Annotated in this window: 23 protein-coding genes and 3 riboswitches; of the genes, 16 read left to right on the forward strand and 7 right to left on the reverse strand. The window is 66.9% G+C overall.

The genetic code is table 11. From position 1 onward, the window contains the following. Nucleotides 1-18: 18 nt before the first annotated feature. The 7 genes from panD to H4W27_RS10170 all read left to right on the forward strand — a co-directional run bounded on the left by panD (nt 19) and on the right by H4W27_RS10170 (nt 6,517). Entirely contained in the window at nt 19-441 is a 423-nt protein-coding gene (panD, locus tag H4W27_RS10140) for an aspartate 1-decarboxylase (protein WP_192595825.1), read from the forward strand. A 150-nt stretch (nt 442-591) separates the two neighbouring features. Further along, nucleotides 592-1,191 (forward strand): hypothetical protein, encoded by a 600-nt coding sequence (locus H4W27_RS10145; RefSeq protein WP_192595826.1) that lies wholly within the window; start codon nt 592-594, stop codon nt 1,189-1,191. An 87-nt stretch (nt 1,192-1,278) separates the two neighbouring features. Continuing rightward, nucleotides 1,279-2,175 carry a hypothetical protein gene (locus H4W27_RS10150; protein WP_192595827.1) on the forward strand — a complete coding sequence of 299 codons (897 nt, stop codon included), beginning with the start codon at nt 1,279-1,281 and terminating at the stop codon, nt 2,173-2,175. A 10-nt stretch (nt 2,176-2,185) separates the two neighbouring features. Further along, a complete protein-coding gene (locus tag H4W27_RS10155; protein WP_192595828.1) occupies nt 2,186-3,304 on the forward strand; it encodes an ATP-binding protein in 1,119 nt (372 codons plus the stop codon). Between the two features lie 94 nt (nt 3,305-3,398). Further along, a riboswitch (SAM riboswitch) is annotated at nt 3,399-3,510 on the forward strand. Between the two features lie 10 nt (nt 3,511-3,520). Then, the gene (locus H4W27_RS10160) at nt 3,521-4,408 is read left to right on the forward strand and encodes an ABC transporter ATP-binding protein (protein ID WP_192595829.1); all 888 of its coding nucleotides are present in this window, start codon (nt 3,521-3,523) and stop codon (nt 4,406-4,408) included. Between the two features lie 190 nt (nt 4,409-4,598). Next, entirely contained in the window at nt 4,599-5,681 is a 1,083-nt protein-coding gene (locus H4W27_RS10165) for an aliphatic sulfonate ABC transporter substrate-binding protein (protein WP_192595830.1), read from the forward strand. Continuing rightward, entirely contained in the window at nt 5,678-6,517 is an 840-nt protein-coding gene (locus H4W27_RS10170; RefSeq protein ID WP_192595831.1) for an ABC transporter permease, read from the forward strand. Before H4W27_RS10165 ends, H4W27_RS10170 begins: the two co-directional genes overlap by 4 nt. Nucleotides 6,518-6,630: 113 nt before the next feature. Here H4W27_RS10170 and H4W27_RS10175 read toward each other — a convergent pair whose 3' ends face one another. From H4W27_RS10175 to H4W27_RS10205, 7 genes are all read right to left on the reverse strand, one after another. Further along, nucleotides 6,631-8,034 carry an LLM class flavin-dependent oxidoreductase gene (locus tag H4W27_RS10175; protein ID WP_192595832.1) on the reverse strand — a complete coding sequence of 468 codons (1,404 nt, stop codon included), beginning with the start codon at nt 8,032-8,034 and terminating at the stop codon, nt 6,631-6,633. 55 nt (nt 8,035-8,089) lie between these two features. Next, nucleotides 8,090-9,007 (reverse strand): carbohydrate ABC transporter permease, encoded by a 918-nt coding sequence (locus H4W27_RS10180; RefSeq protein WP_192595833.1) that lies wholly within the window; start codon nt 9,005-9,007, stop codon nt 8,090-8,092. Further along, on the reverse strand, nt 9,000-9,962 hold the full coding sequence (locus tag H4W27_RS10185; RefSeq protein ID WP_225939082.1) for a carbohydrate ABC transporter permease: 963 nt from the start codon (nt 9,960-9,962) through the stop codon (nt 9,000-9,002). The genes H4W27_RS10180 and H4W27_RS10185 overlap by 8 nt, the downstream gene beginning before the upstream one ends. After that, the gene (locus H4W27_RS10190) at nt 9,952-11,295 is read right to left on the reverse strand and encodes an ABC transporter substrate-binding protein (protein WP_192595834.1); all 1,344 of its coding nucleotides are present in this window, start codon (nt 11,293-11,295) and stop codon (nt 9,952-9,954) included. The genes H4W27_RS10185 and H4W27_RS10190 overlap by 11 nt, the downstream gene beginning before the upstream one ends. 121 nt (nt 11,296-11,416) lie before the next feature. Next, nucleotides 11,417-12,862, reverse strand: coding sequence for an NtaA/DmoA family FMN-dependent monooxygenase (locus H4W27_RS10195; RefSeq protein WP_192595835.1), 1,446 nt, complete (start codon nt 12,860-12,862; stop codon nt 11,417-11,419). A gap of 14 nt (nt 12,863-12,876) precedes the next feature. After that, nucleotides 12,877-14,112, reverse strand: coding sequence for an acyl-CoA dehydrogenase family protein (locus tag H4W27_RS10200; protein WP_318782286.1), 1,236 nt, complete (start codon nt 14,110-14,112; stop codon nt 12,877-12,879). Between the two features lie 199 nt (nt 14,113-14,311). Then, entirely contained in the window at nt 14,312-15,541 is a 1,230-nt protein-coding gene (locus H4W27_RS10205; protein ID WP_225939083.1) for an acyl-CoA dehydrogenase family protein, read from the reverse strand. A gap of 5 nt (nt 15,542-15,546) precedes the next feature. Then, nucleotides 15,547-15,633, reverse strand: a riboswitch (SAM riboswitch). Nucleotides 15,634-15,817: 184 nt separating this feature from the next. Beyond that, nucleotides 15,818-15,904, forward strand: a riboswitch (SAM riboswitch). Nucleotides 15,905-15,912: 8 nt separating this feature from the next. On the opposite strand from H4W27_RS10205, the gene H4W27_RS10210 reads away from it, so the two are divergent. The 9 genes from H4W27_RS10210 (at nt 15,913) to H4W27_RS10250 (ending at nt 26,714) form a co-directional block, all read left to right on the forward strand. Further along, entirely contained in the window at nt 15,913-16,440 is a 528-nt protein-coding gene (locus H4W27_RS10210; RefSeq protein WP_192595838.1) for a flavin reductase family protein, read from the forward strand. 152 nt (nt 16,441-16,592) lie between these two features. After that, entirely contained in the window at nt 16,593-18,581 is a 1,989-nt protein-coding gene (gene acs, locus H4W27_RS10215; RefSeq protein WP_192596551.1) for an acetate--CoA ligase, read from the forward strand. Continuing rightward, entirely contained in the window at nt 18,578-19,873 is a 1,296-nt protein-coding gene (locus H4W27_RS10220) for an O-acetylhomoserine aminocarboxypropyltransferase/cysteine synthase family protein (RefSeq protein WP_192595839.1), read from the forward strand. The genes acs and H4W27_RS10220 overlap by 4 nt, the downstream gene beginning before the upstream one ends. Beyond that, nucleotides 19,873-20,409, forward strand: coding sequence for a CoA-binding protein (locus H4W27_RS10225; RefSeq protein ID WP_192595840.1), 537 nt, complete (start codon nt 19,873-19,875; stop codon nt 20,407-20,409). Before H4W27_RS10220 ends, H4W27_RS10225 begins: the two co-directional genes overlap by 1 nt. Before the next feature lie 234 nt (nt 20,410-20,643). Next, nucleotides 20,644-23,568 carry a helix-turn-helix transcriptional regulator gene (locus H4W27_RS13880; protein WP_192595841.1) on the forward strand — a complete coding sequence of 975 codons (2,925 nt, stop codon included), beginning with the start codon at nt 20,644-20,646 and terminating at the stop codon, nt 23,566-23,568. A 347-nt stretch (nt 23,569-23,915) separates the two neighbouring features. Further along, on the forward strand, nt 23,916-24,566 hold the full coding sequence (locus H4W27_RS10235) for a SipW-dependent-type signal peptide-containing protein (RefSeq protein WP_192595842.1): 651 nt from the start codon (nt 23,916-23,918) through the stop codon (nt 24,564-24,566). 26 nt (nt 24,567-24,592) lie between these two features. Continuing rightward, a complete protein-coding gene (locus H4W27_RS10240; RefSeq protein WP_192595843.1) occupies nt 24,593-25,273 on the forward strand; it encodes a hypothetical protein in 681 nt (226 codons plus the stop codon). Continuing rightward, nucleotides 25,270-26,142 (forward strand): hypothetical protein, encoded by an 873-nt coding sequence (locus H4W27_RS10245; protein ID WP_192595844.1) that lies wholly within the window; start codon nt 25,270-25,272, stop codon nt 26,140-26,142. The genes H4W27_RS10240 and H4W27_RS10245 overlap by 4 nt, the downstream gene beginning before the upstream one ends. Then, a complete protein-coding gene (locus H4W27_RS10250; RefSeq protein ID WP_192595845.1) occupies nt 26,142-26,714 on the forward strand; it encodes a signal peptidase I in 573 nt (190 codons plus the stop codon). Before H4W27_RS10245 ends, H4W27_RS10250 begins: the two co-directional genes overlap by 1 nt. Nucleotides 26,715-26,724 lie beyond the last annotated feature (10 nt).

Raw genomic sequence — 26,724 nt, forward strand, 5'->3', positions numbered from 1 at the left:
GTCGAAAGCGAGCCCCACATGCTGAGGACCGTCATGGGCGGCAAGATCCACCGCGCCACCGTGACCCACGCGGACCTGCACTATGTCGGGTCCATCACCGTGGACACCGACCTCCTGGAGGCCGCCGGAATCGTCGAGGGCGAGAAGGTGCAGGTCGTCGACGTCACCAATGGTGCGCGGCTGGAGACCTACACGATCGCCGGGCCCCGGGGCTCCGGGGTCGTCGGCATCAACGGTGCTGCCGCTCATCTGGTCAAGCCCGGGGATCTGATCATCCTGATCTCCTATGTCATGGTCGACGCCACGGAGCTCCTCGCGCACCAGCCCCAGGTGGTGCACGTGGACACTGAGAACCGGATCGTCCAGCTGGGCAACGACCCCGCCGAACCCGTTCCCGGCGCAACGGACCAGCTGGATCCGCGGACCGCAGTCCTGCGCTGAGCTGGAAGCAGGCAGCGCAGCTTCGGCAGAATCAGGGTTTTCTCAGGGTTCTGAAGCGGTCATGGCCGTGACACAGGCGCACTGTTCCGGCTAAGTTCGGAGGGGTCACGTACGACAGGCATCCAAGCCACCGGCAGAACGGAGTTGATCATGAGACTGTTCACATTGGGCGCAGGCGTAGCCATCGGCTACCTCATCGGCAGCAAGCGCGGCAGGGCAGAATTCGAGCGCACGCTCAGCACCGTGAAGAAGAACGCCGCCGAGAAGTGGAAGGACCCGAAGGTCCAGGAGCAGGTCTCCAAGGCCGAGGACACCGCCAAGAAGTACGCCTCCGAGGCTGCGGATTCCGTGAAGAAGCGTGCCGGGGACGCCAAGGGCCCCGTGGCAGGTGCCGCCGTCGACGCGGCCGCACGCGCCGAGGAAGCCGCCAAGAAGATCGGCGGCCCCGCTGAGAAGGCTGCGAGCCAGACCTCCGAGAAGGTCAACGAGAAGGCGGGGGGAGCCGGGCAGAAGTCAGACTCCTCCTCCGGTGGGTCTTCCACGCAGGGATCCTCCACCGGCAGTTCCGGCAGCGGTTCAGGCTCCTCCACAGGCGGCTCCGGCTCCGGATCCTCCACAGGCGGCAGCGGCCCCGCGACAGGCGGCTCCGGCAGCGGTTCAGGCTCCTCCACGGGCGGATCAGGCAGCGGACCCTCCACGGGCGGCTCAGGCTCCGGCTCGAACAACGGCTCCGGCCCCTCCCGCAGCTGAGACTCCGCGCTGACGAGCGCAGCTGGCCGTGGGGCCGCCCTGGACTGCATGGGGTCGGCTCCACGGCCTACCTATATCCTGAGAGTTATGCCGCCTGAGACCTCCGACGCCCGCCTGATCATCGACACGCTCTCGACCCAGCCGATGAACGAGCATGCCGAGGTGCCGCGGCACGACCAGCTGATTCGGAAGGCGCTGCGCTGGCGCCGAGTGGAGCTTCGGCCCGTGGGCGAGCGCAGTCTCGTCTTCGTCTTCGGCGGGGTCGTGGTCGGCGGCATGGACGCCACTGTCACCACGCTGGTCAGCGCTCATGCCCGGAGGATCACCGCGGACCCGACGCTGCTGCGTCGGCATCTGGAGATCCAGGACATCGCTGTGGCACAGGACCCGCGGGCCGCCGAAGACGAGCCCGGCTCCGCGGAGGAATCTTCCCCGGGAGCCTCTGCCGCGGTCACGCTCAGCAGCAGCGTCCGTGTCTTCGTCGTCGGTGACCGGGTGTGCGCGGCGCTGCTTCTGCTTCCCGCCATGGTCCTGGGCGACGGACGCTCGACCCTGCGTGAACTCATCGCACGAGACTCGCAGGCGCGCGGCAGGCACGTTCTGCTCGCCGCGCCTCCGACGCAGGCGACACAGCCCACCCTCCACGAACAGCCGGAGGAGCTCGCCCGGGTTCCCGAGGCGCAGGAGCTGGTGCGCCTGGGAGACTCGCTGGAGATGCGCACGGGAGGCCTGAGCGTCGACGTGACCGAAGCGATCCACGAATCGCTGCATGAACTGGCCGTGGAGGCCGTGGCCGCCGTGCCGGGGCTCAACGCGGCCGCCGTCGACCTCGAGATCCCCGACCTGGGGTCTGCCGACGGAGCCTTCGTCCGGGCAGTTCTGCCTGACGCAGACATCAGTCCCGCGCACTTCCCCGCCTACGGCGACTCCCGTGACGTCGCAGGGGCCATCGCTGAGGAGATCCTGCTTCGTGCATCACGATAATCTGAGCCCCATGAGAGTGGAGACCCAGCCCGGGCAGACCGAGGCCGACCGGCGAGCTCGCCCAGCACTTGAGCTCGACGCGGAGCCGCAGGCCCTCGAGACGTTCATCGCCGAGCAGCTCGAACCGGCCTTCGATCAGCTGCACCGCTGGCAGAACATCATGGACCACGAGATGCTTCTCCACCGCGCCGCCCGGCGCAAGAAGATGACGATCACCAAGATCAACGATTCGAACGTCCTCTTCTTCCTCGCCGGGATGGTGGTCGGCGGGATGGACACTGTGGTGACCTCCCTCGTCAGCCACCAGGCCCGCCGAGTCTCCGCCTCCAAGGCCATGACGAAGAAGTACCTGCAGGCGGCCGAGGTCCCGACCCCCAGGGGCCGGGCGATCAATCCCACCGAGTTCAGCCGCGCCGTGCAGCATCTGAAGAAGTCCGGCGGGCCGGTGACGGTCAAACCCTCCGCTGGGCGCGCAGGCCGCGGCATCACCACCGCTGTGACCACGAAGGAGCAGCTGCGCCAGGCGTGGACCTCGGCGATGGCGGCACGCTCGGCCACCTCGAGCGCGCGGTACGTGATCATGGTGGAGGAGCACCGGCCCGGCCTGGACATCCGCGCCTATGTGGTCGGCGAGACGGTGGTCGCCGCCGTCGCCCGCGTCCCGTTCTACGTCATCGGCGACGGACTCAGCACTGTGGGAGAACTCGCCGCCGCGGAGCTCGAGCGGCGCCGGCCCAACGCTTACCTCTCCGCCCGGCAGCCCCGAGTCACCGACGCGTTCCTCGCTCCGATGGGGATCACGATGCAGACCGTTCCGGAGCGCGGCGCGCTGCAGCTCCTGACCCCGACGGCAGACACCGCTCGAGGCGGAGGGCTCGCCGTCGATGTCCTGGAGCTGCTCAGCGATGAGCTCCGAGACCTCGCCGCAGACGGGCTCCTGGCTGTTCCCGGCCTGGGCGCGGGGGCGGTGGACATGCTCGCACCGGATCTGGGAAGTGCGGCGGAGGCCGTGGTGCTGGACGTGAACCCCTATGCGAACCTCATGCAGTTCCACTACCCGGCCTATGGCACGGCTCGGCGGGTCAACGATCCGATCATCGACCAGCTGCTGCACCGCGCCTCGCGCTGACCGGCCGGGCACGACCACGCTCTTTGTGTCGTTTTGTCTCACCCAATGAAATCAATTTTGATCAGATTCTGGGCCTGTGCGTATCCTGGTGGACGTACCATCCCGAGCGGCCGAGAGATCTGGCTCGTCGACGCCGCAGCAACCCGGGTATGGGCACCTTGATCAGGTGCCTGTTCGCCGGGTGCTACCGCCAGGATCGATGGGAGTATTCCTCTGATGATTTCGCCTGCCTCCACCCTGACCGAGGACGACGTGACGGCACCCGGTGCTGCCACCGGCTCCAGTGCCCCCGCCTCCGGCTCCGGCGCGGCATCGACCGGCCGACCCGGCTACACCTCGCTCGATGTTCGACTCGACGGCGTCGGTCGCTCCTTCGGTGAGCACACCGTGCTGCGCGATGTCAGTCTCACCGTCGCTCCCGGCGAGGTGCTGGCCATCCTCGGGTCCTCGGGCTGCGGGAAGTCGACTCTGCTGCGCGCCGTCGGAGGTCTCGACACCGGCAGCACCGGTCAGATCCTGATCGACGGATCACCGGTGCAGCGCTATGACGAGCGCACCGCCGTCGGCTTCCAGGAGCCGCGCCTGCTGCCCTGGCGCTCGATCTATAAGAACGTGAGTCTCGGCCTGCCGCGCAGCCTGTCCAAGGCCGAGGGGCGCGAACGCGTGGATGAGCTGCTGGAACTGGTAGGGCTTCGCGACCGGGCCTCGCTGCGGCCGCGGGAGATCTCAGGGGGCATGGCCCAGCGCGCCTCACTGGCGCGGGCACTGGCTCGGCGTCCCGGCGTGCTGCTCCTCGATGAGCCCTTCGGCGCCCTGGACGCCCTCACGCGGCTGAAGATGCAGGACCTGCTGCTCGACCTCCATGCACAGACCGGCACCACTGTGCTGCTGGTCACCCACGACGTGGACGAGGCGCTCCAGCTCGCGGACCGGGTCCTGCTGCTCGGCCGGAATCCGCAGGATCCCGCAGCAGCCGAAGGTGCGACGATCGCGCGGCTGTTGGAAGTGCCGGGAACCCGCCCCCGAGACCGCGCCTCCGCAGAGCTCGCTGCCCTGCGCGGGGAGCTGTTCTCCGGCCTCGGCGTGGACTCCCACACCCACTGACCTCCGCACCGTCGCCGTCGCCGTCTGGAGCCTCTCCGCACGCCGAGGGCCGCAGGTCGATCCGAGCAGCCCGCCGGCCCGCCCTGGGGCGGATGCGCGCGGCGGCACCCCGCTCGCTGAAGCCCAACCCTGAACATAACCACTGAAGCTTCATCCGAAGCTGCACCGTTGAAGAACCGAAAGGCGCTCCATGCCCAGCACCACCGCTTCCCACTCGTTCGGCACTTCCCGCGGCTCGGCCACGAAGGCCGTCTCGGTCGCCGCCGCCGTCGCCCTGCTCGCCACCGCCTGCGGCAGCGATGGCGGCGAGGACGAGCAGCTCGAGACGCTGAACATCGACTTCGCCACCTACAACCCGCTGAGCCTGATCATCCTGGAGAACGGCTGGCTGGAGGAGGAGCTGGAGGAACTCGACGTGGACGTCAAATGGGTCCAGTCCCAGGGCTCGAACGTCGCCAATGAGAACCTCCGGGCCGAGAACATCCACGTGGGCTCCACCGCCGGATCCGCGGCGCTGCTCAACCGCGCGGTCGGCGCGGACACTCACACGATCATGATCGAGAATCAGCCTGAGTGGTCTGCCCTGGTCATCAACGAGGATTCGGACATCGAATCGGTGGAGGATCTCGAGGGTGCATCGATCGCGGCCACGCCGGCGACGGACCCCTACTTCTTCATGGCTCGCTCCCTGCAGGAGGCGGGACTCAGCGTGGACGACGTGGAGATCCAGGCCCTGCAGCATGCCGACGGACGCCAGGCGCTGGCCAACGGCGACGTCGACGCCTGGGCCGGCCTCGATCCCATCATGGCCGGAGCAGAGGCCGACGGCGCCGAGCTGCTCTACCGCAACGTCGACTTCAACACCTACTCGGTGGTCAACGCGACCGGTGACTTCGTGGAGAACCACCCCGACATCGCCCAGATCGTGGTCAACGTCTACGAGCAGGCGCGTGAATGGGCCACCGAGAACCCCGAGGGCACTGCAGAGATCCTCGCGGAGTACGCCGGGATCGAGCCGGAGATCGCCGAGGCCGTCATCACCGAGCGCACGAACTTCGACATCGATCCGGTGCCCGGCGATGACGTCTACGCCGCGATGGAGGCCGCCGGACCGTTCTTCGTGGAGAACGGCGACGTGGACAGCCAGGATGACGTGGACGAGGCGCTGGAGTCGCTGTTCCATCCCGAGTTCGCCGAGAACCGCGAAGCAACCGACGCCGAGGGCACCGAGGACGCCGCAGACGAGGCTGACATCGAGGAGACCGAAGAGTGACAGACACCCTCTACGTCACGGGTGCCTCGGTGCCCGATGCCACCCCGAAGCCCCCGAGACGCCGCAACCGGCTCACCAGGAAGGTGCCGGGAGGCGGACTGCTGATCGGCGCCGTCGTCCCGGTGCTGCTGCTGGGTCTGTGGTGGCTGGCCACCGATGTCACCGGCACCTTCAGCCAGGTGCAGCTGCCCGCACCGCAGGCGGTGTTCAGCGCCGGGCTGGGACTCTTCGAATCGGGCGAGCTCTTCGAGCACATGGCGATCTCTCTGCAGCGCGTGCTGCTGGGCTTCGCCATCGGCGCCGTCCTGGGACTGGCGCTGGGGGCGCTTCTGGGTCTCTCCTCCATCGCCGACGGCCTGCTGCATCCCACAGTGGGCGCGTTCCGGGCAGTGCCGTCCCTGGCCTGGGTGCCGCTGCTGCTGCTCTGGGTCGGCATCGATGAGGATTCAAAGGTCATCCTGATCGCCATCGGCGCGTTCTTCCCGGTGTTCACCGCGATCCACTCCGCGCTGCGCCATGTGGACGCTCAGCTGGTCGAGGCCGGGCGCGCCTTCGGCTTCCACGGAGTGCGGCTGCTGGGGACGGTGCAGCTTCCCGCCGTGGTGCCCAGCGTGTTCTCCGGTCTCCGGCTCGCACTGGCCCAGGCGTGGCTGTTCCTGGTGGCCGCCGAGCTGCTGGCCTCCTCCGAGGGTCTCGGATTCCTGCTCACCGAGTCCCAGAACAACGGGCGCACGGACCGGCTGCTGCTGGCCATCGTGCTGCTCGCCCTGCTGGGCAAGCTCACCGATACGCTGCTCGGCCTGCTCGAGCGCAAGGCGCTGAAGACCTGGGCCTGACCCTCCGCTCCCCCGCGCCGGCCGCGCTTTACCAGGGCTTGCGCGTTCTACCAGCCGAACCTCGGCCCGGTAGATCGCGCAAGCCCCGGTATTCTGCGCACTAGAAGGGCCGGTCAGCTCTTCCGGCGCAGCTGGAACTGGGCTCCGTGGTGCTCTGCGGGCAGGTGATCGCCAGCGCCGAAGAGCTTGTTGCGCAGGGTGCCCTCGGTGTACTCGGTCTTGTACCGGCCAAGCTTCTGCAGCTCGGGCACCACATGCTCCACCACGTCCTCGAAGGTGCCCGGAGTGATGTGATACGCGAGGTTGAACCCGTCCACGTCGGTCTCCTCCTGCCACTCGATGAGCTGCTGCGCCGCCGAGGCCCCGCCACCGACGATGACCGGGCCGAATCCGCCGACGCCGACCCATTCGGCCAGCTGCCGGACGGTCCAGGCCTCGTCCTCCCGGCCGGAGGCCTTCTGGAAGGTCTCCACGGTGGACTGGATGGCGTTGGACTCCACATCCCCGATCGGCTGGTCCAGGTCGAACTGGCTCAGATCGATCCCCATCCAGCCCGACATCAGCACCAGTCCGCCCTCGGCATCGATGTATTGAGCCAGATCCTCGTACTTGGCCTGCGCGGCGGCGTCGTCGCGACCCGTGACGATGGTCTGCATCGCGAAGATCCGCACGGAGTAGGGGTCCCGTCCGGCCTCTGCCACTGACTGACGGATCTTCGCCACGGAGGCCTTGGCGAGCTCCTTGGTGGGCGGATTGATGAACACCGCCTCGGCATGCCTGCCGGCGAAGGCGCGCCCGCGGGCGGAGGCGCCTGCCTGATAGATCACCGGTGTGCGCTGCGGGGAGGGCTCCACGACGCCGATGCCGGGGGTCTTGAAGAACTCCCCCTGATGTTCGATCCGGTGCACCTTGGCGGGGTCGGTGAAGACGCCGGAGGCCTTGTCCGCCACCACGGCGTCATCCTCCCAGGAGCCCTCGAGCAGCTTGTAGACCACTTCCAGGTACTCGTCGGCGTGGTCGTAGCGCCGGTCGTGCTCCATCTGGTCGTCCTGGCCCATGTTCTGCGCGGCGGAGGGCAGGTAGCCGGTGACCACGTTCCAGCCCACCCGACCGCCGGTGAGGTGATCCAGCGTGCCCAGCCGGCGGGAGAACGGATACGGGTGCTCATAGGCGGTGCCGGCGGTGATGCCGAAGCCCAGGTTCTTGGTCACGGCGGCCATCGCCGAGACCAGCAGGAACGGGTCCTGCAGCGGGATCTGGGCGCCCGAGCGCAGGGCGGCGTCCGGGTTCGAGCCGAACACGTCATAGGGGCCCAGGACATCGGCGATGAACAGGCCGTCGAAGAGCCCGCGCTCCAGGATCTGCGCCACCTCGGTCCAATAGCCGATCGTGTTGTACTCGCGGGCACGGTCCTCAGGGTGGCGCCAGAGGCCCGGGGACTGGTGGACCACGCAGTTCATGTCGAAGGCGTTGAACAGGATCTCGCGCCTGCCCTCTGCTGTGGTGGGATAGGTCATTCTCATGCTCCTTCAGAATCGGATCGTGCTGGAGTAGATGTGGGCCCCGGCTGACTCATTTCACGGCTCCTGTGGTGAGTCCCTCGACCAGGTGACGCTGCAGCAGCACCGCGATGGTGAAGATCGGGATGACCGCCAGCAGCGAGGACGCGGCGATCCGGCCGAAGTCCTGCACTCGCTCGCTGAGCATCCCCGCCAGGACCACCGGGACGGTCTGGGAGCCTTCGCTCTGGGTCAGGAAGGTGGCGAAGAGGAACTCGTTGTAGTTCAGGATGGCCACGATGACGCCGACGGCGATCAGTGCTGGTCCCAGCACCGGCACGACCACCCTGAAGAGCAGCTGCAGCTCTCCGGCTCCGTCCAGGCGCGCGGCCTCCTCGATCTCCACGGGGATGCGACGGATGAATCCATCCAGCAGCCAGATGGCCACCGGCACGTTCATCAGCGCGTAGACCAGCGTCAGTCCCGGAAGCGTGTTGATCAGACCGAGAAGCCGCAGCAGGGTGAGCAGCGGGATGATCGCCACCACGGGCGGCAGCAGCCAGGGGCTGAGGATCAGCCCGCTCAGCGCAGACCCGCCGGTGCGGTGCCGGGCGATCGTCCAGGCTCCGGGCAGTGCGAGCGCCAGCGTGAGCAGCGCCCCGATGAAGGCCGCCGCCAGGGAGTTGGCGATCCCGCGGGGGATCGCCGAGTTCCAGGCGTTGCCCCAGTTCTGCCAGGCGGGCTCTGCAGGAAGGAGCAGCCCGGCGGAGATCTGCCCCTGGGTCATCAGCGAGAGGGAGGCCAGGTAGGCCAGCGGCACCAGGACGACGACGGCAGAGAGCGCCACCCAGCCATAGCTCAGCACCAGGCCCGGTGTCCGGCGGGGCCGAGGCCCCCCGCGCCGGGCAGCTGTCCGGGGTGAGGTTCGAGGCGGGGGCGGCTCGGCGCCTTCGACGAGGCTGCTGCTGGGTGCTTCTGCGGTCTCAATCATCGCGGAGCCTCTTGGTGAGATAGAAGATCGGGAGGGTGACCAGGGTGACCACCACTGCCAGCACGAGCGTGATGGAGGCGGCCATCCCGACGTCGAAGTTCTGCAGGGCCGCCCGCCAGATCAGATAGGCGGGGACCTGGGTGGAGGACCCGGGGCCTCCAGAGGTCATCACGTAGACGAGGTCGAAGACCTTGAACGCCAGGATCAGCCGGATCAGGAATGCCGCCGCCACGGTGCCCGCGATGGTCGGCAGCGTGATGTGGAAGAACTGCTGCACGGGCTGGGCCCCGTCGATCTGTGCGGCCTCCAGGATCTCCGGATCCTGACCGAGCAGGGCGGTGAAGACCAGCAGCACCACCAGCGGGGTCCATTCCCAGGTGTCGGCCACGGCCACGCCGATGATGGCCCAGCTCGTGTCGGAGAGCACCGCGAAGGTCCCGGAGTAGGAGCTGAACTGCCGCAGCGCGGTGTCGATCAGTCCGCCGGAGGGGCTGAAGATGAAGCTCCACAGGATCCCGACGATGACCGGCGGCACGATCATCGGAAGCAGCAGCAGCGTGCGCAGCACGGCCCCGGAACGCACCGAGCGCCACAGCGCCACGGCCGTGATCGTTCCCAGGACGGTGCTTGCCGCCGCGACCCCGAGCGCATAGCCGGTGCCGAGGACCATGGAGTCCTGCACGGCCGGGTCCCCCGCCGCCGTCCGGAGATTCTCCAGACCGGAGAACTCCTGGAACGGCTGGCCGAGGCTGGATCGGGAGAAGGCGGCCGCGGCGATGAACAGCAGCGGATACAGGGCCAGCACCAGCAGCGTCAGGACGCTCGGGGTCACGAACACCCGGTGCAGGAACCGATCCGAGCGGCGACGCCGCGGTCCGGAGCCGGCCGGTGGACGAGGTGAATGCGGAGGCGGCGACGGAGCCGCCGGGGAGCGCTGGAGCTGATCAGTCGACAAGGAGCCTCTCCCATTCACTCTGCACCGTGTCCAGGGTCTCCTGGGCGGAACCACGCTGCCCGGAGAGGTATGCCGCGAGCTCGTCCGTGAGCACCTGGGCCGCCTCGGTGGCGTTGGTGCCGGTGGGCCAGGCCAGGGCACCGTCGAGGGTGGACTCATTGACCTGCTGGAGCTCGGGGAAGTCCTCGGAGTACGTCTCGTCCTGCAGCGAGGTGACCCGGTTCGGATCGATCCCGGTGGGCGGCAGCGCAGTCAGCAGCTCCGCATTGACCTCGGCGGAGGCGGCCCAGGTGATGAACTGCTGCGCGAGGTCAGCCTTGTCCGTGTTCCCTGCGACCACCCAGCTGAAGCCTGCCACGAGGGAGGCTCGGGGGCTCTCTCCCTCCTCGGCGCGGGGAAGATAGGTCACGCCCCATCCGTCCACGACCTCTGACCCGGACTCCGGGTCCTGCGAGCGCACTCCCAGGTCGGTCCAGTTCTCGATGAATCCGACCTTGCCGGCGAACCATGCCGAGTTGCCGGCGCCGAAATCGGTCTCGGCAGGAGTGGGCAGCGCATCCTCCCAGACGTCCTCCAGCGCTTCCAGCGACTGGACGGCCTCCGCTGAGTTGATGGCCGGCCGACCCTGAGCGTCGAGGAAGTCTCCGCCGAACCCCGCGAGCCGGTTGGCGAAGCTGGCGCCGAGGATCATCGGAGACTGTTCGCCGAACACCGCCGCCCCGTAGACGCCGTCCTGGCTCTCGTTCTCGGTGATCGTGCTGACCTGTTCCGCGTACTCGTCCCAGGTGGCCGGGGGCTCCTCGAAGCCGTTGCGCTCGAGGATCTCCTCGTTGTAGAACAGCGCATGGATGTCGCCGTCGAAGGGGAGTCCATAGATCTCCTCATCGACGAGCGCATAGGGCTCCCAGATGCTGGGGATGAAGTCCTCCACGTCGACCTCAGGGGTGGACTCCACGTACTCGGTGAGCGACTGGATGCTGCCGTCGTCGGCGAGATCGCCGAGCGAGACATACCACGGAGCTGAGACGTCGTAGGTGTTCGCCCCGGACTGCTGATCCAGGGTCAGCTGCGAGGCGATCTCGTCATAGGGGACGGTGGTGACGTTGATCTGCACCCCGGTCTCGGCCTCGTACTGCTCGGCCAGCCATTCGCCGGCACCCTCGTGGGAGGCGTTGAGCAGCAGGTTCAGCTCTTCGCCCTCATAGTCTCCGGAGGCTGCGTCGCCCTGGACATCGGCCCCGGCGTCCGCCGAGCAGGCGGTGAGCGCCACCACGGAGACGACGGCGGCGAGCGCGAGCGGTCCGCGCCGGTGGAGGGAGGTGTTCGGTCGCATGAGCGTGAGTCCTGTTCTTGTCTGTCCTGCTGGCACGTCGGTGCCGCTGAGGTGTGGTTGTGGGTCGTGCTGGGTCGTGCACTCGAGGTGTGCTGGGTGCTGGGGCGGGTCTTCAGGGGGGCTAGCGGGAGCTCAGGAACGCCTCCCGAGGCACTTCGGTGGCCTCGGCGCTGGTGTGGCTGAAGGCACCCCGATAGCCGGCGGCTGGATGCGAGTCCGGCAGCCGGTCGGAGCCGGTGAGTCGGGCACGCAGAGTCACGGGTCCGGAATCGGTCTCCCCGGGGCGGCGCGCCAGGCCTCGGTCACGCAGGACCGGCAGCACGTGCTCGATGAACTCGTCATAGCTGCCCGGGATGGTGGAGTTGATGACATTGATCCCGTCGATCCCGGCGTCCTGCCAGTCCGCCAGCTCATCTGCGATCTGCTCCGGGGTGCCCACCACACGGGTGGACTGGGCGCGGAACCGCGCGAGGTCGCGCAGCGTGACCCGCCCGTTCGGCGCCATCTTCTTGATCTCCTCGAGGTGACCCTGTGCCTGCTCGGTGTGTTCGAGATCATCCAGGGGCGTGTCGATCGGCAGGTGTCCGACGTCGACCCCGAGGCTGCCTGCCGTGTGCGCGATCAGCGCATGGTCATCGATGGACTCGTCGAGCTCGGCGGCCTTGGCCGCAGCCTCTGCCTCGGTGGCACCGATGACGAAGGAAAGGCCCTGGATGAAGCTGACATCCTCCGGTGATCGGCCGAAGCGGCGAGCGCGGTCCTTGACGTCTGCGGCGTGGGCCGCGGCGATGTCCCGGCGCGGAGCCATGGAGAAGGTGGCCTCGGCATGCTGCGCGGCCACATCGCGGCCTCGATCCGATGACCCGGCCTGGAACAGGAAGGGGGTGCGCTGAGGGGAGGGAGCCGACAGATGAGGACCTTCTACGCTGTACCGGGCACCCACGTGGTTGATCTTGGACACTCCTGCGGGATCTGCGTGGAGTCCCCGCCCGCGTTCGTGTTCGGCCGCCTTGTCCTGCAGCAGCGCCTCCTCCGTCCAGGACCCCTCCCACAGCTTGTAGCAGACGTCGAGGTATTCCTCGGCCCAGGCGTAGCGGTCCTCGTGGAGCGCCAGACCTGCGGCGTCGTAGTTGCGGTGGGCGTTCTCCTGGGCGCTGGTGACCACGTTCCACCCCACTCGTCCCCCGGAGAGGTGATCCAGGGTGGAGAGCTGCCGGGCGAAGGTGAACGGATGCGCCTGGATGACCGAGGAGGTCAGGGCCAGACCGATCCTGTCTGTCACAGCTGCCAGGGCAGAGAGCAGCACCAGCGGATCGTTGGCGGGGATCTGCAGGCCCCGGCGCACATGGGAGGCCCAGCCGCCCTCATGGTCGCCGTAGAGTCCGACCACGTCTGCGAAGAACGCGATGTCGAAGCCGGCGTCCTCCAGCTTCTTGACCAGCGAGGTCCAGTGGCCGAGTTCGTTGAACCGGTGCTGTTCGGCCTCCTCGCGCCGCCACGCGCCGCCGATGATGTGGCTCGTGGTGTTCATCAGGAAGGCCGAGAGGATGAGTGGTCTGCGGGTCATGGCTGAACTCCGGTTCACGTGTAGAGAGAGATGGGCTGGAATTCACCGTTGAGGAAGTGCGCGCCGACCTCGAGCTTCTTGTAGTCCACGGGGTCATGCAGCGAATGGGTCCTGATGTTGCGCCAGTAGAGGTCGAATCCATGCTTGGAGGCGGTGGACGAGGTGCCGGTGGCCTCGAATATCTGGTGGGTCAGGCGGGTGGCGACATCCGAGGAGATCACCTTGAGCTCGGCGATCTCGATGGCGAGCTCGCCGCGCACTGTGTCGGTGACCTCCTCCCCCAGAGTCAGCACGTGTTCGAAGCGCCGATTCACCCGCTCGGCGAGCGCGGCGACCCCGGCCGTGTTCGCCTTGAGCTCCCCGACCAGCCGCTGGACGAAGGGATCGTGCCGGTACTTCGAGGCCGTGGAGAGGAACCAGGCATTGGGACGGGCATTGATCAGCTCCCGGCCTTTGGCGAGCGCCCCCTCAGCGATGCCCAGGTAGAGATTGCCGAAGGCGAGCTGGATCCCCGGGGTGACCAGCGCGGAGTAGGGCTCCTCCGTGAGGAAGCCGAGGACGTCGTCCTCGCCCACCAGCACATCGCTGTAGGTCACCGTGTTCGAGGAGGAGAGCCGCTGACCCAGGAAGTCCCAGTCGTCGACATAGGTGACCCCCCGGCGTCCGTGCTCCAGGACGAAGGCGAGGATGCGGCCGGTCTCGGGACCTTCGGAGACCCGCGCATTGACCAGGAGCACATCGCCGACGGCGGAGCCCGTGGAGTATCGCTTTCGGCCGTTGAGCCGGTAGCCGTCCTCGGTGGGGACCAGTGTGAGGTCCGGATCCGTGGGATTGACCGAATCCCCCCAGATCCACTGCCCCTGTGCCGTGGCGCGGAACCAGCGCTCGCGGTCTCTGGGCTCGGGGATGCTGAAGAGGATGTTCGCCTCGTTGATGTAGTGGTACGCCAGAAGCTGGGCGATGGAGGCATCCGCGCGGGCCAGGATGCGGATCACCTCCAGCGCCGTGGCCCAATGGCCGCCGCCGCCGCCGAACTGCTCGGGCACCAGCAGGGTGACCAGCCCAGAGGCCTTGAGCAGCCGAGCTTCGCGGTAGGGCGTCTCATTCGCGCGGTCTCGTTCCACGGCATCACCGGCAAGGGTCTGCGCCACGTGGGTGGCGATGGAGCTCCAGTCCTCGAGCTCTGCGGCGGAAGCCCCGCCGGTCCAGTGTGTGCGGGGCTCCGCTGTGGTGTTCAAAGGATGTGACACGGGTTCTCCTGGGCAGTGAGGGGCGGGGCTGTGAGGTCGGGCTGGGCTGCGAGGTCGGGCGGGGGCAAGGACTGGGCGGGGTGCTGTGCCGAGACCGCCAGAGGCGCCTGCCCGGAGCCGAGGACCGGCGGGGCGGTGGAACGGCTGAGGACGTTGCAGCGTCTGAGGACAGCGCGGCGTTGGAAAGACGGAGGCGGCGTCAGGCGAGCTGGGTGACCGCCGGAACATCGGGCTCGCCCACACTCCACAGCCGGACCGGTTCGGTGCCGTTGACGCGGTGATCGCCGGCGATCCGCGCCTTGTACACCCAGGGATTGTGGCTGGTCACCGTGCGCGCATTGCGCCAATGGCGGTCCAGTCCGCGGGCCTGGCTCACTCCTGAGGCGCCGAGCACATCAAAGATGCGGGTGACCGCCTCAAGCACGGGCCGGTGCAGCGCGACCTGCGCCCGTCCTGTGGCCAGCTCCACCGCGTTCGCGGCGCCGATCGCCTCCTCGGGGCTGCCTGTGCGCGCGGCATAGGCGGCATCCAGGTGTGACGCGGTGTGCAGCACCTGCGCTCGGGCCAGCGCGGCGACCGCGTCCACTTCGCCGATGGCCTGAAGCAGCTGCGGGTCCGTGCGCGGAGTCCGCGTGTTTGCGTGCGTATAGGTCCGCGGGCGCTCATGCAGCAGCGCCGCGGCATCGCGCGCGGCGGCCTCCACGATCCCCGCCAGGACGATGAGCAGGATGTGCTGGTAGAGCGCGGTCTGATAGGGGAAGCGGTCGGTGAGACCGCGGAGCTCTGCGGTCTCGACGGCGGCATCGGTGAGTCTCGCGGTGCCCGAGCCCGTGGTCCGCTGGCCGAAACCGTCCCAGTCGTTCTCGACCTGCACCCCGGGCTGATCCCGACGCACCAGCACGGCAAGCTCATTATCGGCCTCGTCTCGGGCCGTGACATCCAGCCAGTCGGCGAAGATCGCTCCGGTGGTGTAGTACTTCACCCCGTTGACCACGGGCCCTGCCGGGGTCTCGCTGACGACTGTCCCGGAGCGATGGAAGCCTCCCTTGCCCGGCTCGGTCCACGCATTTCCCACCAGCTCCCCCGCAGCGAGTCGGCCCAGCCACAGCTGCACACTCTGCTCGGTCTCTGGACGCTCTGTCGCTGAGCGCCACAGCAGGTCCTCCTGCACCGCGAGATGTCCGCGCAGCACCTGAGGAAGGTTGCTGTCTGCCGCCGCAAGCTCGAGGAGGACCTCGGTGGTCTGCACCCAGTCGAGGCCATAACCGCCCACGGCTGCCGGGAGTCGCAGTCTGCCGATGCCGGCTGCGGCCAGGTCGCGCACCTGGTCACGGGCCAGGTCGCGGTTGAGCTCCCGGTCCAGCGCGGAGAGCCCGGCACGCTCGACGGCGTCGCGCAGCTCTTGGGACACAGGCAGATGTATGTTCATACTTTCCTCCATCGGTCCTGGCGTTAGCACCCGGCAGTCCCGGGTTGCTGCGACGTCGACGGGCCAGATCCCTCAGTCGCTCTGGATGGTGATGGACCCAAATATAGAGGACGAACGACGGGTTTCGTCAAATGATCATGACGCCAGGTGTCCTGCTGTGTTCATACGCCGGTCCTTGAACACAGTTTCTGCAACTCGGCGACCGGACGTCATACGACGTCTCACAGTGCGAACAAATATTGCTGGTCGATGGGACCAGCGCGTAGCGTTGCCCTGTAACCATCCCGAGCGGCTGAGAGATCTGGCTCAGAGACGCCGCAGCAACCCGGATACGCCGGGTGCTAACGCCAGGACCGATGGAGTTGATCTGCATGTCTGTCCCTGCTCGTACTCTCGAAGCTCCCGCCACATCCCGCGTGGACTCTCTTGCGCTGCGCCATGCGCTCGCCCAGTTTCCACAGGGTGTCGTCGCCGTCGGCGCTGAGGTCAACGGCTCCCCCGAGGCGATCATCGCCTCGACCTTCACCGTGGGCGTCTCGCTGGAGCCGCCGCTCGTCACCCTGGCCGTCCAGCACGATTCCTCCACCTGGCCGAAGCTGCAGTCCAGCGGCAGCGAGCTGGGCATCTCCGTGCTCGGTCGGGATCAGTACGGGCTGTGCCGCCAGATCGCCTCCAAGGACCGGGCCAATCGCTTCACCGGGGTCGGCTATCAGCTGCACGGCTCTGCGCTGCTCCTGGAGGGGGTGCCGATGTGGCTGCGCACCCGCATCTATGACCAGGTCAGGGCCGGGGACCACGACATCATCGTGCTCGAGATCCTGGATCTGGACTTCACCGAAGATGCCGCCGGACTGGTCTTCCACCAGCATGAGTTCAAGACCCTGACCCCGCTGAGCTGACCCTGAAGGGCCTTTTGTTGACCACCCACCACACCCCTGCCCTGCCCTCCGGCGCGCCCTCGGTGAAGGCAGGACGTGCCGCGCTCGCCTCCACGGATCCGCTGCGGGCAGATGTCCATCACTGGTCCGACCCGGTGAACGAGGACGAGCGCATGGCCTTCTGGACCGAGGCCGCCACCCTGCTGGACTGGGAGACACCCTGGGAGCAGACGCATTCCTGGGTCCCGCCGAACCCGGCGATCCGGCGGGGCCCGGAGATCAGCTGGTACCAGGGCGGAACGCTCAACGCCGCGGTGAACTGCGTGGACCGCCATGTCGCGGCTGGACGCGGTGAACGCATCGCCCTGCACTTCGAGGGTGAGCCCGGAGACCGCGAAGACGTCAGCTATGCCGAACTCGGCCGCCGGGTCAACCAGGCGGCGAACGCGCTGACCGATATGGGCATCACGCGTGGGGACCGTGTGGTGGTCTACCTGCCCGTGCTCGTGGAGACGATCGTGATCACCCTGGCCTGCGCGCGGATCGGCGCCGTGCACTCGCTGGTCTTCGGCGGGTTCTCCGCCGAGGCGCTGAAGTTCCGCGTGGAGGACACCGGAGCCAAGCTGCTGGTCACCACCGATGGTCAGTACCGACGCGGCAAGGCGGTCCCGGTGAAGGCCAACGCTGACGCCGCGGTGGCCGAGGCCGCTGTGGAGCACGGTGGAGATCTGGAACATGTCCTGGTGATCAGGCGCACCGACTCAGCCGTGGAATGGACCCCGGGGCGCGATCTCTGGTGGCACGAGGTGGTGGAGACCGCCTCGACCGAGCACAGCCCGGAGTTCTTCGATGCCGAGACCGAGCTGTTCATCATGTACACCTCTGGCACCACCGGCAAGCCCAAGGGCCTGGTCCACACCACCGGTGGCTACCTCACCGGAGCGCTCTACACGTATCTGCGGCTCTTCGCCCATCCGGACCCGGCGCGACGCGCGAATGACGTCCACTGGTGCACGGCGGACCTGGCCTGGGTCACCGCCCATACCTACGAGATCTATGGCCCGCTGGCCGCCGGCGCGACCCAGGTGATCTTCGAAGGCACCCCGAACACCCCGCACGAGGGTCGGCACTTCGAAATCATCGAGCGGCACAGGGTCAGCACGTACTACACCGCCCCCACGCTGGTCCGCTCGCTCATGGGCTGGTTCCCGGACGGCGTCCCGCAGCACTATGACCTCTCCTCCATCCGGCTCGCCGGAACCGTGGGCGAGGCGGTGAACCCCGAGGCCTGGCAGTGGATCCGTCGGCAGATCGGCCGAGACACCACCGACGACGCCGGCCAGCCGGCACTTCCCATGGTGGACACCTGGTGGCAGTCCGAATCCGGGTCCACGGTGCTCTCCCCACGCCCCGAAGACGCCGGGTTCACACGTCCGGGACTCAAGCCCGGTGCGGCCAGCCGCGAGATGCCGGGCTGGGGCGCCGCCGTCGTCGATGACGCCGGCCGACCGGTGCCTGCGGGGACGCAGGGGAACATCGTCCTCACCGCGACCGGGCCCTCCATGGCCAGGACGGTCTGGGGAAGTCCCGAGCGGTACTACAGCTCCTACTGGGAGAAGTACGCTGATCAGGGCTGGTTCCTCGCCGGGGACGGCGCCCGGAGGGATGAGGACGGGGACCTCTGGATCCTGGGACGGATCGACGATGTCATCAACATCTCCGGGCACCGGCTCTCCACCATCGAGATCGAATCCGCGCTGATCTCCCATCCCGACGTGGTCGAGGCGGGGGTCTGTCCCGTCTTCGATGAGATGACCGGTCACGCCGCCGTCGCCTTCACCGTGCTCACCACTGCGGCCCGCGAACGCCTGGACGCCGCAGGTGGCGCGGGCAGCGACGCCGAACGTGAGCTGCTGAGCGCGCTGCGCAGCCATGTGGGCGAGGTGATCGGGCCGGTGGCGAAACCGCGCAGCGTGATCCCGGTGCCGGAAGTGCCCAAGACCCGGTCCGGGAAGATCATGCGCCGGCTGCTGACCCAGCTGCATGACGGTGAGACCCTCGGGGACACCACGAGCCTGCAGAATGAACCCTGTGTTCCGAAAATTGAAGAGATCTGCCAACGGCGCGGGACCGCGCCGCGGAGAGAAGAGGTAGCTACATGAGCGATCGCCAGTTCGGCTTCCGCACCCGCGCCCTGCATGCAGGAGCCGTGCCCGATGCGGTCTACGGCTCCCGTGCCGTGCCCATCCACCAGTCCACCTCCTTCGTCTTCAAGGACACCACCGACGCCGCGAACCTCTTCGCGCTGCAGAAGTACGGGAACATCTACTCCCGCATCGGCAACCCGACGGTCTCCGCGCTGGAGGAGCGCATCGCCTCCCTGGAGGGCGGCATCGGCGCGGTGGCCACGGCCTCGGGGATGAGTGCCGAGTTCCTGGTCTTCGCGGCGCTCTGCGGCTCGGGGGACCATATCGTGGCCAGCTCCAAGCTCTACGGCGGCACCATCACCCAGCTCGATGTCACGCTGCGCCGCTTCGGGATCGAGACCACCTTCGTGGACTCTCTGGACCCTGCGGACTACGAGGCCGCGATGCAGGAGAACACCAAGGTGGTCTACACCGAGGTGGTGACGAACCCCAGCTCTGACATTGCCGACCTGCGCGGACTCTCCGAGGTCGCGCACAAGCACGGCGTGCCGCTGGTCGTGGACTCCACGCTGACCACTCCGTATCTGATCCGACCCTTCGAGCACGGCGCGGACATCGTGATCCACTCGGTGACCAAGTTCATGGGTGGTCACGGCACCACTCTGGGCGGGGTGATCGTGGAATCCGGCGAGTTCCCCTGGGACAACGGGAACTTCCCCGCCATGACCGAGCCCGTGGCGTCCTACGGCGGGCTCTCCTGGTGGGGCAACTTCGGCGAATACGGCTTCCTCACCAAGCTGCGCGCCGAGCAGCTGCGCGACATCGGGCCCTCGCTCGGCCCACAGGCCGCGTTCAACCTCATCCAGGGCATCGAGACCCTCCCGCAGCGGATTGACGAGCACGTCGCCAATGCCCAGAAGGTCGCGGAATGGCTCGAGGCCGATGAGCGCGTGGACTACGTGAACTACGCCGGGCTGCCCTCCCACCCGGATCACGACCGGGCCAAGGAGATGCTGCCCGAGGGCGTGGGCTCCGTGTTCAGCTTCGGCATCCGCGGCGGACGCGAGACCGGCGCACGGTTCATCGAGTCCCTGCAGCTGGCCAGCCACCTGGCCAATGTCGGCGATGTGCGCACGCTGATCCTGCACCCGGGCTCCACCACCCACCAGCAGCTCTCCCCCGAGCAGATGAGCGCCGCCGGGATCCCTGAGGACCTGATCCGCATCTCAGTCGGCATCGAAGACGTCGATGACATCATCTGGGATCTGGACCAGGCGCTGAGCACCGCAGTCGAAGGAGACAAGTGATGAGCGAGCAGACCCTGCATGACGACGGCGAGGCAACGGCCGAACACCCCCATGGCCGCTGGACCGCGCCGTCGCCCTCACGACGGTTGCAGCTGCTGCGCAGCGCGAAGTCCGTGGCGATCGTGGGCATGTCCGACAAGCCTGCGCGAGCCAGCTACTTCGTGGCCACCTACCTGATGAGCTCCTCCAGCTACACGGTCTACTTCGTGAATCCGCGGCTCACGGAGGTCCTGGGCCAGCCGGTCTACGCCTCGCTCAAGGACCTTCCGGAGGCTCCCGACATCGTGGACATCTTCCGCCGACCCGAGGACGTGCCGGGCATCGCCGAAGAGGCTGCCGAGGTCGGCGCCAAGACGCTGTGGGCGCAGCTGGGGATCCGCTCCGAGGAGGCCATGCAGCTGGCTCAGGACGCCGGACTCAATGCGGTGCAGGACCGATGCATCAAGATCGAGCACGGCCGCTTCCACGGCAACCTTCATCTCTCCGGGTTCAACACCGGGGTCATCTCCGCGAAGCGCCAGATCCTCGACGGCTGAGCGCCCGGTTCCGCAGGGGAGCGCCCGACACCACGACGTGGCGTATATCACACATAAATGTTGATAGGCTGTGCCGTGGATCTCCAGAAATGCGGACAGCCGTCCGATTCTGGTCTCCCAGGGGAGGAAGATCGCGCCCCTGATGCCTCACGTTCGCGCAGTGCCTGAACGGATGCATCCGACAGAGACGAACAGGAAAGTCGTGGTGATGCTGTGTCCTCCGGGCGGACCCATGTGGGACGACACAGAGAGGTGGATCAGCTTCGTCGGGCGGCCGAACTCGCCTCGCAGCGCAGAGCCCAGGTGGTCTACATCGAGGGCTTCGTCGGCGCGGGCAAGAGCGAGCTGCTCCGGGAGGCGCTGAAACCCTACGACCAGTGGCGCGAGATCGCCGTCGTCCTGGACAGAGAGCAGAGCTCGGTCTCAGGGGCGCTGCTGCGAAGGCTGGTCCTCCCTCCGGAAGTCCCTGTCGGGGATCAGAGCATCGACGAGCTTGTGAGCCAGGGCCTAGGCCGCGCCGAGAGCCTGCGGCGCCCCACGGTCATCACCCTGGCCAACATCCAATGGATCGACTCAGAATCCGCCGAGGCGCTCCTGCGGATCTGCACCTTGCTGCGGGACGCCGCAGTCCTCGTCGTGATGTGCGGGACGCCCTCCACCCGTCCAGTGGTCAGTCGCCTGGGCGACTTCGCGAGGAACAGCCCGAACGCCACTCACCTCACCCTGACTCCTTTGAGCAAGGTCGAGACTCACGAGCTGCTGGCACAGCATCTCCACACTCCTCTGAGCGTGAGTCTGATCGAGACGGTCCACCGAGAGACCTCGGGCTATCCGCTGCTCATCAGTGAAGTCGGTGAGCACCTCGCCGCGACTCCCGTCGGCCAGCGAAGGCTGGCTGCCTCCGTGGCCGCGATGAAGGGGGGACATGCCGCGCGCCGCATGCGCCGAGCCCTGGACGACATGCTGGAGTCTGTATCTGATGAGACCCAGCGGGCGCTGCAGCTTCTCGCCGTCGCCGCCGAGCCTCTCCGCAAGCACCAGCTCGACGCCGCTCTGGGACATTCCGCAGACGTGCATGGGCTGCTCGGGTCGGGGCTCGTGATCCTGGATGACTCTTCCCTCGGCTACGAGGTCCGCAACAGCCTCGTGGCGGAGGCGCTCGTGGAGAAGATCCATGTCACGGACCTGGCAGACATCCACCAGAAGCTTATGACGGTGGTAGGTGCCGCCCGGGCACTGAGTCATCGTGTGGAGATTGCACGGATACTCCCTGGAGCTGACTCCGAGAGCGCGTTGATCAGCGACCTTGCGGCCGCCGCCCGCGAAGCCGTCAATCGTGGAGAACTCGACCAGGCCTTTCACCGCCGTCTCGACATCGCGCAGCTGCGACCAGACCCCGATGCGCTGCAGGAGCTGATGGACCTGGCGGTGCCGCTGGGACACCTGGACTGTTTCGTGCGCTTCGAGTCCGCGATCAGATCCCTCGTCCCGGGACTGCTGCGGCAGGCAGGCATCGCCTTTGTGGAGCTTGACCGGGAGAACATGCACGGCGCGGTCGCCGCACTCGAGCAGCAACGATGGTCAGACGCAGGATCCCCAGCCGGACTGACCTACGCCTATGCGACAGCTCATGTGACAGTTCAGCTCGGCATCAGGTCAGCCTCTGCTGATATCGGGGACATCCAGAACGAGACTCTGGCGATGCTTGAGGTCATGGACCAGGACCTGAGCCGTCGCATAGAGCTGCAGGATCAGGGCGAGACCCCGCGTTCTGCTCTGGAGTGGGAACGTGCGCATGTCACAGGACTCAGGGCCTCGATCAGAATGTGGCGCGCCATGGAGCGCCGGGAGCCACACCGGATGAGTGAGGCCGTCGAACTCATCACCGGCGAGCTCCACACGCTGCACGACATTCCAGGTTCTGAGCTGTTCCAGCTGGGCCTCCTCGCCGCCCGCGGAACTCGGCTGCGTCTCATCGGCGATCCGAACAGCGCCTACGCCGACCTGCACAGCACCGGCGTGATTCCGCCTGACCTTCCGCTGCTGACCTACTCGAGAATCCAACTGTCCCACGTGTTGTTCATGGCAGGATTCTGGGAAGAAGGTGAGGACGTGGTGGCGTCCTCAGGCGGCAGTGCGCTCTCCGCAGGGGAGGACTCGATCGCCCTCCTCTCCTATCTGACCTGGGCGCTGGTTCCCGTGGCTCGCGGCCGGTACGACGATGTCGCTCCCCTGGTCGCTGAGATCTCGGCCGTGCGCAAAGAGGTGGGCCCGGTGGTCTCGGCCGCACTGGCTTACCTTCATGCATGGAAGGCCGTGGTCGAAGGAGAACACGAAGACGCGGTTCAGCAGCTGCTCCGCATGCGCGATGATTCCGGGGGCTGGGCAAGAGCCGGCATAGAGCCGATGCTGCTGCTGGTTCGTGAAGCGCACTACGCAGGCTGGGGATCCCTGGTGACATCTCTGCGCCGAGCGGTGGCGACCGGAGAGTCCCCCGCGCGGGCCGAGTTCCTCGAGACGGTCACAGACTACTGTGAGGCGTTTGGTGCGTGGCAGGCACACGATCCCGCAACGGCGATGACACGCTTTCTGCGAGTCTCCGAATGGCTGGATGCCCAGCCGCCGCTCCGCCATGGTCAGCCGGTATCCGACTCGGGCGGCTACCGCATGTTCAAAGCCCTGAACTTCCTGGACATGGGAGCCCTGGTGCTCGCCTTCCCTGATGAGCTCAGACGTCATCGCAGCACGGTGGTCGACGGGCTGGAGTGGACGGCTGCGGCATTTGCCAGCATCGGCTCGCCGGGTCTGCTGCGGATCACCCTGGACGAGTTGTCGGCTCTGCGGCCGAGGCTCACTGGCGGCCCGCGGGGCGCACATACCGCCTACCCCCCGACACCAGCTCAGCCCGCCGCGAAGTCGGGGCCCGTGGCAGAGGATGTCACGTCGGTCCATGCAGGGCCCATGGATGGCCTTTCTGCACGGGAACGCCAGGTCGCTGTGCTGATCTCGGATGGTTGGACCAATAAGGAGATCGCCGCGGAACTGGGAGTATCGGTGCGCACCGTCGACTTTCACGTGCGCAACGCCCTGGTGAAGTTCGACGTCAGCTCCCGCCATGAGATCCGCCAGAAGCTGCGCGGTGGAGTTCGTCGCGGCTGACGAGCCCTGGTGATACCTGCTGGGTATTGCGCTGAACCCCAGCACTTTTCACCGGACTTTCGTCCGAATAGAGACTTTTGTCTATATTTCCGGGTCTCCATGTCTAGGATGGCCCCTATACCCAAACTTATGCGCCTGCCGAGAGGACGGGGCGCCGGACGGACAGGGCCCGTGGTCACGCCAACCACGAATCGCCCTGGCAATTCCCTGATGGGTCTCCATCAGAATCCCGCCCCACTGCCCGCTGCGGCCGCTCAACACCCGTGGCGGAGACATGCCCGCTCCATTTCCAGGACCGTGACGCGAACAACTGTCGGTCCGACACGATGACGCCTAGGAGGCTCCTCATGCCTGCGCCCACACACGCCGCACACTCAGAGAACGCGACCGGATCATCCCGCCGGAAGAAGATCAAGGCAATACTCGCCTCCGGCACAGTGCTGGGCATCGGCGCGGTCGTGACGATGGCCACCTGGAACGATTCCCAGTTCGCAGAAGGAAACTTCACGGCCGGAGAGTACGACGTGGTCAGCTCGGCCGATGACGTGACCTACACAGACCACGGGGAGTCGAACGTTGCAGAGCTCACCTTTGGAGCTGCCAACGCAGCGCCAGATGACAAGTACGTTGCCAGCCTCTGGCTGCAGACGACCAGCACCAGCAGCTACGCGGGCGAGATAGAGGCGATCACGGCACCCACAAGCGCGGGACAGACCGAGAACTACACGGTCAAAGTCAGGCAGCTTGAACGGGACGCTGAATGCACGACGGAGACGACTGCCGGCTCTGAAATCGCGACCGGCACAGATCTCACTGAACTCAGCGAGGTGCAGCAGTCGATCGAGTTCGGCAACGACAGCGGCACTACTGATCAGACCACCCAGCTCTGCTTCCAAGTCACCGCCTCGGAGAATCTCATCAGCAGCGAGTCAGCCTCCGTCACATGGGAAGTCCAGACCGCGTCCGCGTCCGCCCCTGCCTCTGCGTCTGCCAACTAAGGGACATCCTCCCGTAAGCTCTCTTCATGATCACGCCTGCCTCTGAGCCGCCCCGGAGGGGACTGCCTGAGAACCCGCGGAACGTGCGCCGCGACAAGGTGCGCGCACTCCTGGCGAGCGGTTCTGTGCTGGGACTGGGTGCCGTCATGACCGTGGCATCCTGGAACGCCCCGCAGAGCGCCGGGGCGACGCTCACGGCGGGGGAGTTCATCCTGACCAGCTCCACAGACGGCCAGGAGTTCACTCAGTACAGCCCAGAGAGTCCCGCTTCGCTGGACATGGGCCTGCCAGACGTGGGACGAATCGCTCCCGGCAACACCGTCTATGCCCTGTTCAGCGTCTCGACCGCCGCTGAGTCCGTAGGCGGCACCGTTGTCCCAGTGGCCGATGCCGACAACGGCACAGGACTGGGTGAACATCTGACCTACGGCGTCAGGCGCCTGCCGACGGAGGCCCCATCGTCCCCGGCGTGCAACGCAGACACCTTCGCCGCTAGCAGCGCGGAGATCGTCCCGCTCGGGTCGCCGCTCGCCACAGGAGCGAGTCCGGAGAGCTCCCAGCTCCTCGCCGCCCACGGCGCAAATCAGGTTGATTTCTGCTTCTCCGTCCTCCTGCCTGAAGAGAATGCTGACTCTGCGCGGGGCACTTCTGTCAATGCTTCTTGGGAGATGGCTGGGACCACAGAAGGTGCAGAGGGCCGAGGATGATGTCCACCCGCCTCCGGATCGGCTCCTGGACGGCCATACTTGGCGTCGCCGCCTTGACGATCGGATCCCTGAATCAGTCCCCGGAACCTACCGAAGCGGCATGGACCGACTCAGAGTACGCCGCTGCGGAACTCCGATATGAGGGAGACGGCACGGATGAAGACCCTGCCCCTGAGGGAGTCAGCTATCAGCTCGTGTCTGTGACCCAATACGTGCCGGCACCGGATTTCTGTCAGAACTTCACTCTCACCAACGCCACCGCTGAAGCTGTTGAATGGGAGTACAGCTTCGACACCTCCAAAGCTCCGTTCTGGGGCTGGACGCCTTATGACTCGGACGGTTCACCGAAGTTCGACATACACGGAGAGGGCAGGTGGACCGGAGATTTCGACTCCACATCATCCATCTGGACCATTCGTGGAAAAGATTTCCAGGACTGGCGCGGGGATACTCGTTTCATGGCGGCCAATGAGACGCGCTCGCTGAGCTTCTGCACTCACACGGGCACCGTCCCCTATCCCAGTGTCGACCCGACACTGTTCACGTGGGACCTCGACGTGAGGGAGTCTGACTGGCAAATCGCCCTGCACGCCACGGTGGAGACGGAGTCTGAGTACTATATTCCGTTTGGCATCACCGTGGATCTCGCTGAGATCGTCTGCCCGGATGTAATCGACGACGTCAAGATCGTGTGGTGGCCAGACAACGTGCCACCGCCGACCAAGGCTGGACACGTTTACTCCTACAACCTCCCTTCCGGCAACTGGGCCGCCCTGATCAGGAGCGGCCATGCCTTTACTCATGACATCGCGAGGCTAGACCTGGGTACCGAGCGGGACATCCGGAACCACCTGCAGCCAGACTGCTGATGGGATCAGCGCGGGGTGTGAGACGCCTGCTCCATATCCTCAGCGAGCTATTCCTGTGGCTCGCAGCTGCGCTCGGGGTGATATCGATCCTGCTGGTCATCGCCGGCTGGGCTCTGAACGTCTCACTGATCATGTTCCGCACCGGGTCGATGGAACCGACGATCCCGACCGGTTCCGTCGCCGTCGTCCGCGAGATTCCGGCAGACCAGGTCGAGGTCGGTGACGTCCTCACGGTGGACCGGGACGGGCAGCTTCCGGTGACGCACCGTGTGACCAGCGTCGATCCCGGAGAAATTCCCGAGCAGCGTGTCATCCGCATGCAGGGCGACGCGAACGAGGTGGAGGACCCGTATCCCTATGCGATCACCGAGGCCCGCGTCTCCTTTTTCCACATCCCGCATATCGCCAACGCCGTGAACCAGATGAACAACCCCTATGTGCTGGGCGCTGTCACGCTGGCAGCCACGCTGGGAGTGGGGTGGGCGTTCTGGCCGCGCGACGACCGGACAGTCTCGGCACGGTCCACTCCACGGGCCAGTCCGCACAGGCCGCGCCACACCGGAGCGCGGTGAATCCCTGGGC

Origin of the sequence: Nesterenkonia lutea, from assembly GCF_014873955.1 — a bacterium.
GTDB classification, from domain to species: Bacteria; Actinomycetota; Actinomycetes; order Actinomycetales; family Micrococcaceae; genus Nesterenkonia; species Nesterenkonia lutea.

Bases quoted from the DNA above. Each gene is read 5' to 3' on its own strand.
- acs (WP_192596551.1), top strand. From the start codon at position 16,593: ATGGCCTTCTGGACCGAGGCCGCCACCCTGCTGGACTGGGAGACACCC.
- H4W27_RS10195 (WP_192595835.1), bottom strand. From the start codon at position 12,862: ATGACCCGCAGACCACTCATCCTCTCGGCCTTCCTGATGAACACCACG.
- H4W27_RS10205 (WP_225939083.1), bottom strand. From the start codon at position 15,541: ATGAACATACATCTGCCTGTGTCCCAAGAGCTGCGCGACGCCGTCGAG.
- H4W27_RS10190 (WP_192595834.1), bottom strand. From the start codon at position 11,295: ATGCGACCGAACACCTCCCTCCACCGGCGCGGACCGCTCGCGCTCGCC.
- H4W27_RS10235 (WP_192595842.1), top strand. From the start codon at position 23,916: ATGCCTGCGCCCACACACGCCGCACACTCAGAGAACGCGACCGGATCA.
- H4W27_RS10160 (WP_192595829.1), top strand. From the start codon at position 3,521: ATGATTTCGCCTGCCTCCACCCTGACCGAGGACGACGTGACGGCACCC.
- H4W27_RS10245 (WP_192595844.1), top strand. From the start codon at position 25,270: ATGATGTCCACCCGCCTCCGGATCGGCTCCTGGACGGCCATACTTGGC.
- H4W27_RS10175 (WP_192595832.1), bottom strand. From the start codon at position 8,034: ATGACCTATCCCACCACAGCAGAGGGCAGGCGCGAGATCCTGTTCAAC.
- H4W27_RS10225 (WP_192595840.1), top strand. From the start codon at position 19,873: ATGAGCGAGCAGACCCTGCATGACGACGGCGAGGCAACGGCCGAACAC.
- H4W27_RS10180 (WP_192595833.1), bottom strand. From the start codon at position 9,007: ATGATTGAGACCGCAGAAGCACCCAGCAGCAGCCTCGTCGAAGGCGCC.
- panD (WP_192595825.1), top strand. From the start codon at position 19: ATGCTGAGGACCGTCATGGGCGGCAAGATCCACCGCGCCACCGTGACC.
- H4W27_RS10250 (WP_192595845.1), top strand. From the start codon at position 26,142: ATGGGATCAGCGCGGGGTGTGAGACGCCTGCTCCATATCCTCAGCGAG.
- H4W27_RS10145 (WP_192595826.1), top strand. From the start codon at position 592: ATGAGACTGTTCACATTGGGCGCAGGCGTAGCCATCGGCTACCTCATC.
- H4W27_RS10155 (WP_192595828.1), top strand. From the start codon at position 2,186: ATGAGAGTGGAGACCCAGCCCGGGCAGACCGAGGCCGACCGGCGAGCT.
- H4W27_RS10240 (WP_192595843.1), top strand. From the start codon at position 24,593: ATGATCACGCCTGCCTCTGAGCCGCCCCGGAGGGGACTGCCTGAGAAC.
- H4W27_RS10220 (WP_192595839.1), top strand. From the start codon at position 18,578: ATGAGCGATCGCCAGTTCGGCTTCCGCACCCGCGCCCTGCATGCAGGA.
- H4W27_RS10165 (WP_192595830.1), top strand. From the start codon at position 4,599: ATGCCCAGCACCACCGCTTCCCACTCGTTCGGCACTTCCCGCGGCTCG.
- H4W27_RS10210 (WP_192595838.1), top strand. From the start codon at position 15,913: ATGTCTGTCCCTGCTCGTACTCTCGAAGCTCCCGCCACATCCCGCGTG.
- H4W27_RS10150 (WP_192595827.1), top strand. From the start codon at position 1,279: ATGCCGCCTGAGACCTCCGACGCCCGCCTGATCATCGACACGCTCTCG.